This is a genomic window from Microcoleus sp. PH2017_09_SFU_O_A (assembly GCF_020738625.1).
In the GTDB taxonomy this organism is placed as follows: Bacteria; Cyanobacteriota; Cyanobacteriia; order Cyanobacteriales; family Microcoleaceae; genus Microcoleus.
Map to the genome: position 1 here is coordinate 62,497 of NZ_JAEQCF010000047.1, position 15,512 is coordinate 78,008.

Here is a 15,512-nt window from a genome sequence, read left to right on the forward strand (position 1 = left end):
CCCCCTAACCCCCCTTGATAAGGGGGGGACAAGATTCTTCTCAAAGTCCCCCTTAATAAGGGGGATTTAGGGGGATCGGAATATGTGCAACTTCACATTAAATTGGTATAAGACCTCATCAACCCGGTTTCTACAAAAAAAATTAGTTGGTAGCGATATCTCTAGTCAGAAACCGGGTTAATGAAACTGCGCCAGCATTACAAACGTTTAAACTAATAAGTTGTAGCAATCAAATGAAACCAGGTAAAAAATCTTCAATAGCACTGTTTAATCACAATAAAAAAATCCTTGGACAGCAAAAGTTATCTTCCGTACTTTATGATGAAGAGCAGTTTTTCGGCAGGGAAAATACAGAAGAACCGTTAAGTTTTTGGGAAGTTTGCCGCAGTCGTTCGTTCTTAGTTATCGGCGTAGCAGCGGCGGTGACAACCGGAGTTTTTGCCTGGACTCTAACTCAAAAAAGCGAGTATGAAGGACGCTTTCAATTATTAGTAGAAACCCCTGTTACGCAAAACACTTTAGCAAAAGTCTACTCCGGGGAGCTGAAACTACAACCAGCGAGTCCCGCGACGCCAGAAAATCCAGGTTTTGACTACGAATCGCAAATTCAAGTTTTGCAAAGCCCGCAAGTAATGTCGCCAATTATCAAACAGTTGCGAGCGAAGTATCCAGAAATAAATTACAACTATCTTTTGAACGAAAAAGCAGATAATCTGCCATATTCTCAGGGAACTAGGCTGTCAATCAATCGCTTCAAAAATACCAAGATTATTGAAGTTAGATATCGGGATTTCGATCCGAAAAAAATTCAGTTTGTTTTGGAAAAAGTTGCCCTAGGCTACCGCAACTACAGCGTGCAAGATACCAAAACTCAAATTAGCCAGAGTTTGGATTTTGTGAAATCCAAAATTCCCAACCAGCAAAAGCGCCAACAAGCTCTGCAAACAGAAATTCAAAAGTTGCGGCAGCAGTACAATTTCATTGATCCGCAAATTCAAACCCAACAACTCGCGCAGCAAATCAGCCAACTTCAAACGCAAAGATTGGACGCGCAAACGCAGCTTAACCAGCAAAGATTGCTCTATATTAACCTGCAAAATCAGCTCGGATTAAACCAGCAACAAGCGCTGATGGCTTCGGCGCTGAGTCAAGCTCCCCGCTATCAAGGAATGCTAACTCAATTGCAGCAATTGGAAGGACAAATTGCGATTAATTCGGCGACATATACAGACCAAACTCCGCAAATGCAGTTGTTGCGAGAACAGCGCAAAAATCTGATTCCTTTGCTGAAGAAAGAAGCCCAACAGGTTCTGGGAACTGATTTGGCTAAGGTGAATTCGCAAGTGCTGGCTTTTCAAGATCCGGTGCGGATTAAGTTAATCGAACAGTTTATCGGTACTGCTAATTTAATTCAGATTTTGGGCGTGCGGAATCAAGTTTTGGAACAGGCTGCTAAGCAGTTGAATCAATATTCTCAAGGATTCCCGGTAATTTTTCGGCGCTATTCGGATTTGCAACGGGAGGCGGAGTTGACTAACAATACGCTGAATGGTTTGCTGGCAAAACAGCAAGCTTTGCAGCTTGAAGCTGTGGGTAAAAAAGAGGTGGCTTGGGAAGTTATTGCTAAGCCGGAAATTCCGCGCTACAAAAATGGCGAGTTGATGGCTGTTGCTCCGATTATGCCTTTGAATTTGGCTTTGGGGGGATTGGCTGGTTTGTTGTTTGGGATGCTGGCGGCGCAGTTGGCGGAACGGTTTAATAATAAAACTGTGTTCAATTCTCCTGAGGATGTCAAACATTCGATTCGGTTGCCTTTGTTGGGGGTAATTCCTGCTAGCGATAAAATTTTGAGACTGCCACCTGCTGAGGGAACTACGATTGATGTGGGAAGTTCGCCGGTGCCGACGGATGCTTTTCAAGAGGCTTTTCGATCGCTCAATGCTAATATTCGGTTGTTAAATGTTAATAGTCCGATCGCTTCTTGCGTAATTACGTCTTGTCAAGTTGCTGACGGTAAGTCAACGGTGGCGGTAAATCTGGCACGGGCGGCGGCGGCAATGGGCCAGCAAGTGCTGTTGGTGGATGCGGATTTGCGGAGGCCGCAGGTGCACGAAATGCTGGGTTTGCCGAATTGGCAAGGCTTGCACAATGTAATTGCCGAGGATGTGGATGTCGAAGAGGTGATTTTGCGATCGCCCCGCGATGAAAACCTATTTGTGTTAACATCCGGGCCAGTGCCTCCCGATCCCACAAAGGTGCTGTCTTCCCGAAAAATGCAGCATTTAATGGCAGCTTTGGCAAGTCATTTTGACTTAGTTATTTACGATACTCCGCCGCTGTTGGGTTTGGCAGATGCGAATTTGTTGGCGGCTCATACTAACGGATTGATGCTAGTGGTGGGGCTGCATCAAACTGAGCGGGAGGCGCTGTTGTTGGCTTTTGAAGATTTGAAAATGGCGGGGATTCCGCTGTTGGGAATGGTGGCCAATAACGATAAAGGCAGCAGGTATTACTATCAGTCTTACGTGCAGAATTACATCGAGGAAAAGTCTGTTTAGGAGCGTGTAGTTACTCGTTATCAGGCTCTGCCTGGTAACGGAGATGCGGAGGCTCTGCCTCCATTGTCGATTCTCCCAGCCGAGGTAGAGCCTCTGAATATGGGTTAAGAGGCTCGGGTGCATCTGGCGCAAGGCAAATATATCCGTAGGGGCGAAGCATGACCGTAGTCAACATAAGATGATAACTAATAACTTATATGCGGTCATGCTTCTTCAGGCTTCAAAAACCAGATGCACCCAAGAGGCTCTGCCTGGGAAGCATTTGCCACTTCGATCGCCAACATAAACTTTAAAAACAAAATTTCTTAAGATTTGCAATTAATACTTTGCACTATAATTAAAAACAGAGAGATTTAAACAAATCCCGGCACTTGCAAATTAGCAATATCTAAAAGTATGGCTGGTAAATCCAAATTTTGTAATACATCAATACAACTCCCGAACTAGCTTCAAAACTATAAGGGAGTTTTGTATATTTTGAAACGGAGATAGAACAATGGGTATTTCTACTATCAACCCGGCAACGGGAGAAACGCTGAAAACTTTCGAGCCGATCGCAGATGAGGCCATAGAAGCTAAGCTGGCATTAGCACAGCAAGCTTTTAACAACTACCGCCACCAGCCGTTTGAGCAGCGAGCAATCTGGATGCAGACAACTGCGGATATCTTGGAGCGCGATCGCGAAATTTTCGCGGAAATGATGACGCTGGAAATGGGCAAAACGCTTAAATCGGCGATCGGCGAAGTAGAAAAATGCGCCTTAGTTTGCCGCTTTTACGCCAAAAATGCCGCTCAATTTATGGCAGACGTACCCGCAACCACCGACGCTAGCAGCAGCTTTGTCCGCTACCAGCCACTGGGCGCTATTTTAGCCGTCATGCCCTGGAATTTCCCATTTTGGCAAGTTTTTCGGTTTGCCGCGCCGGCGCTGATGGCGGGCAACGTCGGCTTGCTCAAACACGCTTCCAACGTGCCTCAGTGCGCTCTAAAAATTCAAGAGATTTTCGCCGAAGCAGGGTTTCCCGAAGGAGTTTTTCAAACTTTGCTAGTGGGCGCCGACAAAGTAGCTAAAATCGTTGCGGACGATCGCGTCAAAGCAGCAACTCTCACCGGTAGCGAACCAGCCGGCGAAAGTTTAGCAGCAAATGCGGGCAAAAATTTGAAAAAAGTAGTGTTGGAATTGGGAGGAAGCGACCCATTTATTGTGATGTCCAGCGCCGATTTACCAGCAGCTTTATCAACTGCTGTAACATCGCGGATGCTAAATAACGGCCAAACTTGCGTAGCTGCTAAACGCTTTATTTTAGTAGAAGAAATCGCCGATGAATTCATCAAAGGATTTGTCAAAAAATTCGAGGAATTGAAAGTAGGCGATCCGATGTTGCCAGAAACCGATATCGGCCCTTTAGCTACTCCGACAATTCTTAAAGAATTGGACAATCAAGTGCAAGCTTGCATTCAGTCAGGAGCAAAACTTTTGACAGGCGGCCGCGCACTGTCAGAGAAAGCCGGCAATTTCTACTTGCCAACTATTTTGACAGATATTCCCCTAGATGCTGCGGCGCGCCAACAAGAATTTTTCGGGCCCGTAGCCTTAGTATTTCGAGTTGCAGACATCGATGAGGCGATCGAACTAGCCAACAATACATCTTTTGGCTTAGCCGCGACAGCTTGGACTACAGTAAGCTCAGAAGGCGATCGATTTATTTCCGAACTAGAAGCAGGCGCCGTATTCATCAACGGCTTAGTAAAATCCGACCCCAGATTGCCCTTTGGCGGCATCAAACGCTCCGGTTACGGACGCGAATTGAGCATCCAAGGAATTCACGAATTTGTCAACATTAAAACAGTGTGGGTAAAATAAGTAAAGCTCGATCGGCTTCTTGCAAAAACCTCAATCCATCTGCGTTAATTCGCGTTGATCTGCGGTTAAAAATTCAACATTAGATTTTTGCAAGAAGTTGACTGAGGGCGGCTAAAAACTTTGTCAGCCTCAAAAGTTGTACAATAAATCCCAACCTTGTAAATTGTTTGAGAACAACAAATCCTGAGTAACCGAGGAAAAAACGGAAATGAACACAGCTCAACTCTTGGTCAAATGTTTAGAAAACGAAGGCGTAGAATACGTCTTCGGACTTCCCGGAGAAGAAAATTTAGAAGTTTTAGAAGCCCTAAGACACTCTTCAATTAAATTTATTACTACTCGCCACGAACAAGGCGCCGCTTTCATGGCAGACGTTTACGGCCGCCTTACCGGCAAAGCAGGCGTTTGCTTGTCCACCTTGGGCCCCGGCGCAACTAACTTAATTACAGGTGTTGCTGATGCGAATTTAGACGGCGCTCCTCTAGTAGCAATTACCGGACAAGTCGGCACGGATAGAATGCACATAGAATCGCACCAATATTTGGACTTGGTGGCTATGTTTGCTCCGGTTACTAAGTGGAATGCTCAAATTGTCCGCCCCAGTACGACATCAGAAATTGTCCGCAAAGCCTTTAAAGTAGCTCAGAGTGAAAAACCGGGAGCAGTTCACATTGACTTGCCCGAAAACATCGCAGCAATGCCTGTCGAAGGAGAGCCGCTCACTAAAGATAACCGCGAAAAAACTTTTGGTGCTTACCAAAGTCTGAATAAAGCTGCTGTGGCAATTTCCAAGGCGAAAAGTCCTTTGCTTTTAGTAGGAAATGGCACGATTCGGGCTAATGCTAGCGATGCTTTGACAGAATTTGCGACTCGATTAAATATTCCCGTCGCTAATACTTTTATGGGCAAAGGCGTAATTCCTTACACTCATCCTTTGGCACTTTGGACGACGGGATTGCAAAAACGGGATTACATTAGCTGTGCTTTTGAAGAAACGGATTTAGTGATTGCTGTTGGCTACGATTTAATTGAATATTCCCCGAAAAAGTGGAATCCTGACGGCAAAATTCCGATTATTCACGTAGGAGCTCTGCCAGCAGAAGTTGATAGCAGTTATATTCCTGTTGTAGAAGTTGTGGGGGATATTTCGGATTCGCTCAATGAAATTTTGCAGCGTGCCGATCGCATGGAGAAGACTGATCCTTTTGCTAAGCAATTGCGGGCAGATATTCGCGCTGGGTACGAACAATATGCTAAGGATGATGGTTTCCCGATCAAGCCACAAAAACTGATTTACGATTTGCGGCAAGTGCTGGGCCCGGAAGATATTCTCATATCTGATGTGGGGGCTCACAAAATGTGGATCGCGCGGCACTATCATTGCGATCGCCCGAATACCTGTTTAATATCCAACGGATTTGCTGCGATGGGGATTGCGATTCCGGGGGCGGTGGCTGCAAAACTCGTTTATCCCGATCGCAAAGTAGTAGCAGCCACCGGCGACGGCGGTTTTATGATGAACTCTCAAGAGTTAGAAACTGCGTTGCGCGTCGGTACTAATTTTGTCACTCTCATCTTTAATGACGGCGGCTACGGGTTAATTGAATGGAAGCAGGAAGATCACTTTGGTCATTCAGATTTCGTCAAATTTGGCAATCCTGATTTTGTAAAATATGCCGAAAGTATGGGTTTAAAAGGCTATCGCGTGGAATCCGCCACCGATTTTATTCCTATTCTGAAGGAAGCGCTGGCTCAAGATGTTCCCTGCGTGATTGACTGCCCGGTAGACTATCGGGAAAATGCTCGTTTCAGTCAATTATCTGACGATATGAGTTGCAATATCTAAGTTAGGAAACTGGCTTTTTTGCGATCGCCTAAATCAACATAGTTCGCTTACCTGAAATCCGCTATATTTCGGGTAAGGGACACTCTTCGATTCAACAACAGATTGGTACACCAATACTCCGGACAGTTCTTGGAACGATACTACAAGCTTTACAGGCTAAGGATCATGAAAAAGTCGAATTAAATGCAAGTCAGGGGTGGACATGACTTTAGGATAAGTCATTGGGCCATAGAAAAACTGTCCGAAGTATTGATATATTTGTTTACGGAATAAATAACCTACCTGCTCCCATATAGTCTTGGATATCGATCGCTATTTCTACAAGCTTTTCAACACAACGCTCTCGATAATCATATTCGTTAACCCGATCCGGATCGCCAATCGTGATAATGGGAAATGAAGTTGGCTCATTTTCTTCCCGCATCACCTGTTCCAGAGAATCTTCACCCTTTGCATTACGGTTTGCTGTCAATAAAAGCATCTGATTAGATTGAGCCAATCGCCAAACAACTCGATCGTCGCTATTAGACGCTAAGCCAATATCTTGAAATGTCACTAACCGAATGGGAGCAATATCTAACCACCCTCCTGCCACCAGACTTCCAGAAAGCAAGAGAGCTTGCCGATTCAAATTGTAGTCAGCCAGAATCATCATTGCTTTGTTGCTTCCCGCTGCACTTTGCGTTGCTGAAGTTTGACTCGCGCAGCTTCATATTCAGAGCGAGGGGGAGTTGCAGCTATGCGAGCAAAGCGTTCGCGGTTGCGTTCTTCCCAATACTGGCGAGTTTCTTCGGCTGATTTCAAAACTTCTTGATACTCAGCTTCTACATCTGTCTGGTGCGCCTCAATGTAGGAAATGGCAGCGCCCAACTGCTCATCCGTAAGGTTAAATACATCGCGAATGAATTTAGGGGGATAGTGGGCTTTGAGATGATCTATTACATCATAAAGAGTTATGCGTGTTCCCGCGATCGTAAGCCCCCTTTCTGTGCGGACAATAGTCACTTTTTCATTAGGATTCGGATTAGGATTTAATACTGTGGCATCCATCTGTTTTTTCCGGTTGGTTATAATATTTGGCATTTTAACCCATTGTTTTTCAAACATCAAATTCTTTTGGCAATGCTTTCAAGAGATGTCAGCCGTTCATAAACCACATTTTTTAAATAAGTCGGGATTATAGCCTTGACCAATCATTCAAGGCTGCGATCGCAACTTAACTCAACTCTCAATACATATCAACTCGGAAAAATATTATTGCCAAGAAAACCACTCTATGGTATACTAGAAGATTGTGAATATTAATCAAAAGTAAAGTAACAAGACGGGAGAAATCGAAATGACACAGCAAACCCTGCACGGAACCAGCCGCAAAAGAAAAAGAACATCCGGTTTTCGCGCCAGAATGCGTACCGCAACTGGTCGATTGGTAATCAAAGCACGCCGCAGCAAAGGTCGTCACCGCCTCGCAGTCTAGCACGGCCCAAGAATGAGCCCGATCGCACGCAGCCACCATGTTGCCCCTGACAAACCGACTCAAGCACCGAAAAGACTTCAGCGCCGTTTACCGCAAGGGAATCCGCCGCAACTCCGCTCATTTCAGCTTAAGAGCTCTACGCAAACCCAAAAGCGTCGAGATTGGCAAACCCACAGCCGATAAATCCTTGCAACCGAGTCGCACAGGCATTTCTATCAGCTTGAAAGTCAGCAAGCGCGCTGTAGTCCGCAACCGGATCAAGCGCCAGATTCGCGCCGCTTTGCGACAGCTATTGCCCCGATTAAAATTCGGATGGGATTTAGTAATTGTGGTGCGTCCGATCGCACAAGAGTGCAATTATGCAGAAATTCTGCAAGAATTAGAGCAGTTGTTGGTAGAAGCCGAGGTACTAGATGGGAATTCGAGAGGAAGTATATTATGAAGGCGGCCCCGCGCTGGGAGACTTGATTATCAACTTACTCCTGGGGCTGACTGTCGTGGGAATCCCCCTCGCAGTAGGAGCAATTGTTCGGGCTCTGTGGCTGCGCTACCGGATCACCAACCGCCGAGTGTCCGTAACTAGCGGTTGGATGGGGGGCGATCGCATCGACGTTATCTACTCAGATATAGTCAAAATTGTCACAGTACCTCGGGGTTTCGGGACTTACGGAGACATGGTGCTGACCATGAAAAATGGCAGCCGCTTGGAACTGCGATCGATTCCGAAATTTCGAGCAGTCTATGACTACATTAACGAAAAACTGCCCGCAGCAGCTCAAAAAGCCAACGCAGCAGCAAAAGCTAAATAACCGAAAGGCTTTTACCCTGATTTGAAGGCGAAATCTGTCGATTTTCCATTTTTCGATTTGAGATTTACTCCACAGATGAATCTGCCAGGTTGAACTCTTAGTCTAAAATTTGGGGATATTTATGACGATTGTCGGGCGTTTGCGTGCGTTTTTTGGGTGAAGTCAGCGCGAGTATTGGCTTTAGTCATTACAAAAATCTGGTAGCGGGCGGTCGATCGACAGGCAATGTCCTAAGATAGAGACAAAAGCCTAAAAGTTGAGACGGCCCGCATTCAGCGGGTAAAAATAGTTCTCAACAGTAAACTAAGAGCACCTAAATTAACTCAAAGCGAATGGATTTTGGTATCTCGTTTCTCTCCAACAACCTAATGCTGCCGATCCTAGATTTTTTCTACGGGATCGTGCCAAGCTACGGTTTAGCGATCGTAGCTCTGACGCTCGTGATTCGCTTTGCTCTCTATCCTCTAAATGCAGGCTCTCTTCGCAATATGCGGCGCATGAAAGTAGCGCAGCCGTTGATGAAAGAGCGAGTAGATCAAATTCAAAAACTGTATAAAGAAAATCCTGCCAAACAGCAGGAGGAAATGAGCAAAGTATACAAAGAATTTGGCAATCCTCTAGCAGGATGCTTCCCGTTGGTGCTGCAAATGCCGGTGCTGTTTGCACTGTTTGCAACGCTGAGGGGTTCGCCTTTTTCTGACGTAAATTACAGCGTCAACGTCCAAGTTTTGCCGAAAGAACAAATCGAAACTGTTCAACCGCAAGCCTTTGCTACGCCACCACAAAATATTTACGTGACGGGTACATTTCACGCTCCAGTTGTGGGCGTGATTCCAGCAGGTGACAAACTCGGAGTCGGCGATACAACCAAGGTTGAATTTAAGACCCCAGACGGTAAACCTCTCCAAGCTCTAGTGGCAGAAAATAAGAGCGAAATTGACTTTGTTCCCAGTTGGAAAGTCATCAAAGGCGAAGAATTCGTCAAGGTAGACGAACAGGGCAACATCGTGGCTTTAGCGACCGGTGAAGCCACAGTTCAAGGCACAATCCCCGGATTGGCTACCAACAAAGGATTCCTGTTTATCGAAGCTCTAGGCCGCGTGGGCGCGATCGACCCAGACGGCACAATCCACTGGGATATTTTGGTAATGATCCTCGGCTTCGGTATCAGTTTGTATATCAACCAAACTCTTTCGGGACAAGCACAAGGGCCAAACGACAATCCCCAACAGGCTACAGTCAACAAACTGACGCCAGTGATATTTTCGGGGATGTTTTTGTTCTTCCCGCTGCCCGCCGGCGTGTTGATGTATATGCTGATTGCTAACATCTTCCAAACAGTTCAATCGTTTATTTTGTCTAGAGAACCGCTGCCCGAAAATCTCCAAAAAATTGTGGACGAAGCAGAAGCGAAAACAAAAAAAGAACAGGGATTAGATGCACTTCCCTTTGAGCCGGGCCGTTCTAAGAAAAAGGCTTGATTGTTAAAATGAAAGAATCAGAAATGCAGCGCGGACAGCAATGGTTAGAAGAATTGCTAAAACTGTCCGCAATTCCCTCAACAGTGGTAAGCCAACAGCAAGATGATTGCTATTGGATGACAATAGATGAAAGCAATCTGACACCCGAACAAGTTGCTATCTTAATCGGCCCAGACGGTAATGTACTAGATGCGATTCAGTACCTCTGCAACACAGTTGCGAACATCGCTCACGAATCAGATGAACCCATTGCTTATACAGTCGAACTGAACGGCTATCGCATCCGCCGACAAGCAGAACTGCGATCGATGGCAGAGTACGCAGCAGATCAAGCGCGATCGACTGGAGGGGAAGTTGAACTCAAATCGCTGTCTTCGGCAGAACGCCGTCAAGTACACAGTTTTTTGAGCGAATGTGAGGATATAGAAACTTACAGTCAAGGCCAAGATGCCGATCGGCGTTTGGTAGTGCGACTGCGCTGACGGTAACAAGGAAAAAAGAAAAAAGGAAAAAGGAAAAAGCCAAAAAAGAGCTATTCCTTTTGACTTTTAACTTTTTACCCGCCCAAAAACAAGTACAAGCCCCGATGCCAAAAGTAGATATCCGAAAATTTTAGAATCGTGTTTAAGCTCCCAGATTCATCTGTGAAATAAATCTAAAATCTAAAATCTAAAATCTAAAATCGACTGGCTTGTGACTTGAGACGAGGATAATAAAACGGCGAAAGATGATTATGGAGACAATTTATATCCCTCACCTACTCGCAAAAACCGAGCGGAAAGAGGTCATTGATTTTGAAGAAATTATCCCCGATTTAGCAACTCTGACTCCCGTGCGGGGGCGGCTGCAAGTTACTCACAAAGGTAATTTTCTTGATGTGAAGGCGAAAGCTGAAACAATTGTGACTCTTAGCTGTCATAGATGCCTAAAACAATACAATCACCGTTTAAAAATCCAATCATCGGAAATAATTTGGCTCGAAGAAAAAGTGAGCGATCCTGATGCAAGTTCAGGAGAATTTGAAGTGGATTTAGAAGATTTAGTGGAAAATTTATCTCCCACAGGCTATTTCTCTCCGAGTGATTGGGTGTACCAACAAATGTGCTTGGAACTGCCGCACAAACAGCTATGCGATGTTGAATGTCCGGGAATAGATTTAAATGAGGATGATGCAGAAGAGGCAGAAAGTTCAGAAACAGTCTCTGACAGTCGCTGGGCGTCTCTGGCGGCACTTAAACGGCAATTGCCTTAGTCAATAGGCAGTTGGCAGTTGGCAGTTGGCAGTTGGCAGTTGGCAGTTGGCAGTTGGCAGTTGGCAGTTGGCAGTTGGCAGTTGGCAGTTGGCAGTTGGCAGTTGTATTCTTATACCAATTTAAAAGTCCCAGCTACCCGCGCCGGATACGGCTCCATGCCGTGTGCCTTGTGCCTACAGATATCATCATCGCGCCTACAACAATCTATATGTAGCCATACTTTTCAGAATTGGGAGAACAACGAATAACTGTGCAATAACCAGGGCAAAAAAATCACACCAGCTAACTAATGACTAATGACTGCTGACTGCTGAGGGCGGGCACGCACCATCCACCGCCCCTACCAACTACCAACTGACAACTGACAACTGACAACTGACAACTGACAAATGACTATTTTTAGCGACGAGTTTGAACTGCTGCTACGATCGCGCTACCCCCTAATCTACATTCCCACACGGGAAGAAGAGCGCGTCGAAGTCGCGATCGCCCAATGCGCCAAAAAACAGGGTTCTCGCGCCGTCTACATCTGGGATTTTGTAGATGGCTATCAAGGCAATCCCAACGATGCGGGTTTTGGCAAGCGCAACCCGCTACAAGCTTTAGAGTTTCTGGAAAAATTGCCGGCATCCGCACCAGCAATCTTTATTTTGCGAGACTTTCAGCGCTTTTTAGAAGATGTCTCGATTTCTCGGAAGTTGCGAAATTTGGCGAGACTCCTCAAATCTGTACCCAAAAATATAGTCATCGTATCTCCGATAACTTCGATCCCGGAAGACCTCAGCGAAGTCATCACTGTTTTGGAGTTTCCTCTGCCTGCGGCTGCGGAAATCAAAATTGAGGTAGAAAGACTGTTAAGTGCTACCGGACAAAGCATAGAAGGGCGTTTCCTGGATGAAATGGTGCGCTCCTGTCAAGGATTGTCGATCGAACGAATCCGCCGAGTTTTGGCAAAGGCGATCGCCACCAGAGGCGAACTGCATCCCGACGATGCCGAACTGATTTTAGAAGAAAAACGCCAAACCATCCGCCAAACTCAAATTCTCGATTTTTACCCAGCCCGCGAAAACATCTCCGATATCGGCGGTTTGGACAATCTCAAAGAATGGCTGCTGCGGCGCGGTGGTGCTTTTTCCGATCGCGCCCGCCAATACGGTTTGCCGCATCCCAGAGGCTTGTTATTAGTCGGAATTCAAGGCACCGGCAAATCCTTAACTGCAAAGGCGATCGCTCACCACTGGCATTTGCCCTTGCTGCGGTTGGATGTCGGGCGCTTGTTTGCCGGATTAGTCGGGGAATCAGAATCGCGCACCAGACAAATGATTCAGCTAGCGGAAGCTTTGGCGCCTTGCGTGCTGTGGATTGACGAGATTGACAAAGCTTTTTCGGGATTGGATGGTAAAGGCGATTCGGGGACAACCAGCCGCGTGTTCGGAACTTTTATTACTTGGTTGGGCGAAAAAACTTCACCGGTGTTTGTCGTCGCCACGGCGAACAACATCCAGTCTTTACCGCCGGAAATGCTGAGAAAAGGCAGGTTTGACGAAATATTTTTTGTAGGTTTGCCAAGTCAGGAGGAACGGCGGGCGATTTTTGAGGTACATTTGTTGCGGTTGCGATCGCACAGCATCAAAAACTACGATCTAGAGCGCTTGGCTTACGAAACTCCAGATTTTTCAGGAGCCGAAATCGAGCAAACTTTGATTGAAGCAATGCACATTGGGTTTAGCCAAAATCGAGACTTTACCACAGATGATATTTTAGAATCAGCTAGTCAGATGGTGCCGTTAGCCCGAACAGCGAGCGAGCAAATCCAATTTTTGCAAGATTGGGCGGCGGCGGGTAAAGCTCGCCTTGCTTCGAGATACGGCAGTTTGAGCCGCCGGATTCAAGGATAGTCGATCGAAAACATTGTGCAGAAAGCATTCGGGAGCATCTTAGTTTTGCATTTATAGTGCTGTCGAGAACTCGCGTGGGTTTATAAGCACGCGAGCGGGGACGCTCGCACTACAATAAAAAATGCTTCTTGTAAAACTGAGATGCTCCCAAGCATTCGGCCTTCGCCCGAAGCTGAAATTTCCCTCCCAGCGTCTATCCCATCGAACCCAAATTTCCCCATTCGCTCTTCCTTGTTCCTTCGGTCAACTGTCAACTGTCAACCCTTCTCTTTCGCAAGCTGTCAACTGTCAACTGTCAACTGTCAACTGTCAACTGTCAACTGTCAACTGTCAACTGTCAACTGTCAACTGTCAACTGTCAACTGTCAACTGTCTGTCAACTGTCAACTCTTCCGCCCTATGAACAGTATATATAGCGTTTTCAAGTTTTTAGTGGGTTTTCTGCTAGCGATCGTGCTGATGGCAGGCGCTAGCGTGGCGGCTGCACTTTACTTTGCCGCTAAGCTAACTACTGTGCCCGACAGACCTGTTTTTCCCAACGACAAAACAGCAGCTCAGATTGCCGGTGCTGGGGCGAAGTCAACAGCCAAGGCCAGCCCAGTGTCTACGTCTAGCGATGCTGCGTCTGGCGATGCTGCGTCTGAGAAACCCCTGGAACCGGGAGCTTACCGAGCTCTGGTAACTCAGCCGATCGGCTTAATTCTTCGGGATAGTGGCAACCGAGACTCAAACCGCATTGGCGGTGTAGGTTATAAGGAAAAAGTTGTGGTTTTGGAAGATTCGCCGGACAAAGAGTGGCAGCGAATTCGAGTTGAGGATGGCAATCGCGAAGGTTGGGTCAAGGGCGGCAATACTGAAAAAGTTGAAGGCGAATAGGAGCGATCGCAGCAGGTTGTTCACCAACGCCTGGTTTTTTCCTGTCTTTTGCCTCAAATAGTGAGATACATATTTATAGGAATAAGTCAAGTTAAATTTATTTGCGATATTACCAAGTCTCAGAAACCGGGTTTCTTGTCGCGGGTTGGTGGTGAAAGCGTAGGTTTTTCGTCAAGAAACCCGGTTTCTTGGGTTTTTGTGCGAGTCGTGGGTATTTAGGGTTGTAATCTGAGATGCTGAGACTGTGGGTGCGATCGCCCCGAAAAACTCCTCAATTTGCCATAAAGCTCACCAGAGAAAAGGTTTCAATAGCTAAAACTCAACAGAAAAACTCATTAATAACATATAGCCTTTCGAGCTCCCATATGAGGTACTATCCGGCATAGGGCTCCGTGGGCTCCGTGGGCTCCGTGGGCTCCGTGGGCTCCGTGGGCATACCTCACCACGCTTGAGAACCGCTATAAGTAGAAATTATGTTATTAATGAGAGTTATGTTAAGAAACTTAGCAAAATTTTAAGCTTAGTTGCAAATCGTAGGCTTTTGTCACCGCAGTAGAGGCAAGAATGGTAGCTTAGATAACAAGATCTAAGTTTTCAGCTTGACAGCTATCAACCATAAAAAATATGTACGACAAACGTCCAGATCGAGATTTGGCGACTGCTGCTGTAACTGCGGCTTTAGGAGCTGGGGTGGTCACTTCTTTTGCAGTCAGCAGAGGGCAAAACCCTCTGGTAGCCTTAGCAATTACTGTTTTTGCAGCGGGAGTAGCTTTAATTTGCGATCGGTTCGGTCTAATTTAACTTAATGTCCCATTTTTACCGGAAATGTGGGTCTAAAGCCCCATCGTAGAAGGACGGCTTTAATTCTCTAAATTTGTCTTGAAAGTTTCCGCTAATTGCTCTCATAACAAGCTATACTAAAACCTAGTATAGGTAGAATACCCGCTAGAACAAATGGATAACCAATTCCAAAACGATTGCCTAGGAAATAACAATACTTAGTGGATGGCGAAAACCACGATAAACATAGCCGAGATAGCCAACGCGCGCTCACTACCAGAAAAATTAAAAACTTGTTAATAAAAGTGTACCGTAGGGCATAGGTCAACAAAGAGAGAAATCTCTTAAAGCTTGGGGAGGTAAGCCCTCTGGGGTTGTCTAAGTTAGGCTCGAAACTTAGTTCTATTGAACGGGTTTTTGGTTTAAGTAATGCCGAAAGGATAGGCAATTTAAAGGTGTATCGGTGAACCAAGAATCCCCGCGCATTCATGCCGGGGAGTGTCAAAAATTAGTTAACCAATAAAATCCTCATTCTGTTTGCAACTAGCAAGGGTGGGGATTTTTAGTCGATCTTGATACTCCCCAGCCCGCTCCGGGACGGGGATTCTTGAAGAGTCCAAATGCGAACTTTCAAAGGCGAAATCAAAGCGCCTCTACTGACTCCTTCAAG

The 15,512-nt window shown here is 46.0% G+C and carries 15 protein-coding genes and 1 pseudogene; 14 read left to right on the forward strand and 2 right to left on the reverse strand.

The features are described from left to right. Positions 1-233: 233 nt before the first annotated feature. The 3 genes and pseudogenes from JGK16_RS18295 to JGK16_RS18305 all read left to right on the forward strand — a co-directional run. Positions 234-2,558 carry a tyrosine-protein kinase domain-containing protein gene (locus JGK16_RS18295; RefSeq protein ID WP_293181934.1) on the forward strand — a complete coding sequence of 775 codons (2,325 nt, stop codon included), beginning with the start codon at positions 234-236 and terminating at the stop codon, positions 2,556-2,558. Between the two features lie 496 nt (positions 2,559-3,054). Then, positions 3,055-4,422: an NAD-dependent succinate-semialdehyde dehydrogenase gene (locus JGK16_RS18300; RefSeq protein ID WP_293181936.1), complete on the forward strand. Its 1,368-nt coding sequence runs from the start codon at positions 3,055-3,057 to the stop codon at positions 4,420-4,422. Between the two features lie 205 nt (positions 4,423-4,627). Beyond that, positions 4,628-6,268: pseudogene (locus JGK16_RS18305) on the forward strand (acetolactate synthase large subunit); the annotation flags it as partial. Between the two features lie 262 nt (positions 6,269-6,530). Here JGK16_RS18305 and JGK16_RS18310 read toward each other — a convergent pair. Beyond that, positions 6,531-6,923, reverse strand: coding sequence for an ACP S-malonyltransferase (locus JGK16_RS18310; protein ID WP_293191699.1), 393 nt, complete (start codon positions 6,921-6,923; stop codon positions 6,531-6,533). After that, entirely contained in the window at positions 6,920-7,351 is a 432-nt protein-coding gene (locus tag JGK16_RS18315; protein WP_325315363.1) for a DUF433 domain-containing protein, read from the reverse strand. The genes JGK16_RS18310 and JGK16_RS18315 overlap by 4 nt, the downstream gene beginning before the upstream one ends. A 256-nt stretch (positions 7,352-7,607) precedes the next feature. Here JGK16_RS18315 and rpmH point away from each other — a divergent pair, with 256 nt between their 5' ends. From rpmH to JGK16_RS18370, 11 genes are all read left to right on the forward strand, one after another. Then, positions 7,608-7,745: a 50S ribosomal protein L34 gene (gene rpmH / locus JGK16_RS18320; RefSeq protein WP_006632320.1), complete on the forward strand. Its 138-nt coding sequence runs from the start codon at positions 7,608-7,610 to the stop codon at positions 7,743-7,745. A gap of 37 nt (positions 7,746-7,782) precedes the next feature. Then, positions 7,783-8,187, forward strand: a complete 405-nt coding sequence (gene rnpA / locus JGK16_RS18325; RefSeq protein WP_293181943.1) for a ribonuclease P protein component — start codon at positions 7,783-7,785, stop codon at positions 8,185-8,187. Then, positions 8,159-8,554: a PH domain-containing protein gene (locus JGK16_RS18330; protein ID WP_293147797.1), complete on the forward strand. Its 396-nt coding sequence runs from the start codon at positions 8,159-8,161 to the stop codon at positions 8,552-8,554. Before rnpA ends, JGK16_RS18330 begins: the two co-directional genes overlap by 29 nt. A 332-nt stretch (positions 8,555-8,886) precedes the next feature. Next, complete coding sequence (gene yidC / locus JGK16_RS18335) at positions 8,887-10,035, forward strand: membrane protein insertase YidC (protein WP_293191702.1); 1,149 nt, start codon at positions 8,887-8,889, stop codon at positions 10,033-10,035. An 8-nt stretch (positions 10,036-10,043) separates the two neighbouring features. Continuing rightward, positions 10,044-10,517 carry a R3H domain-containing nucleic acid-binding protein gene (locus JGK16_RS18340; RefSeq protein ID WP_293181947.1) on the forward strand — a complete coding sequence of 158 codons (474 nt, stop codon included), beginning with the start codon at positions 10,044-10,046 and terminating at the stop codon, positions 10,515-10,517. Between the two features lie 251 nt (positions 10,518-10,768). Next, a complete protein-coding gene (locus JGK16_RS18345; protein ID WP_293191704.1) occupies positions 10,769-11,287 on the forward strand; it encodes a YceD family protein in 519 nt (172 codons plus the stop codon). An 11-nt stretch (positions 11,288-11,298) separates the two neighbouring features. Next, on the forward strand, positions 11,299-11,502 hold the full coding sequence (locus JGK16_RS18350) for a hypothetical protein (protein WP_293203319.1): 204 nt from the start codon (positions 11,299-11,301) through the stop codon (positions 11,500-11,502). Between the two features lie 175 nt (positions 11,503-11,677). After that, positions 11,678-13,186 carry an AAA family ATPase gene (locus tag JGK16_RS18355; protein ID WP_293181951.1) on the forward strand — a complete coding sequence of 503 codons (1,509 nt, stop codon included), beginning with the start codon at positions 11,678-11,680 and terminating at the stop codon, positions 13,184-13,186. A 121-nt stretch (positions 13,187-13,307) separates the two neighbouring features. Further along, positions 13,308-13,589: a hypothetical protein gene (locus tag JGK16_RS18360; RefSeq protein WP_293203321.1), complete on the forward strand. Its 282-nt coding sequence runs from the start codon at positions 13,308-13,310 to the stop codon at positions 13,587-13,589. Continuing rightward, positions 13,586-14,062, forward strand: a complete 477-nt coding sequence (locus tag JGK16_RS18365) for an SH3 domain-containing protein (protein WP_293181953.1) — start codon at positions 13,586-13,588, stop codon at positions 14,060-14,062. Before JGK16_RS18360 ends, JGK16_RS18365 begins: the two co-directional genes overlap by 4 nt. Before the next feature lie 624 nt (positions 14,063-14,686). Beyond that, a complete protein-coding gene (locus tag JGK16_RS18370) occupies positions 14,687-14,863 on the forward strand; it encodes a hypothetical protein (protein ID WP_194010918.1) in 177 nt (58 codons plus the stop codon). Positions 14,864-15,512 lie beyond the last annotated feature (649 nt).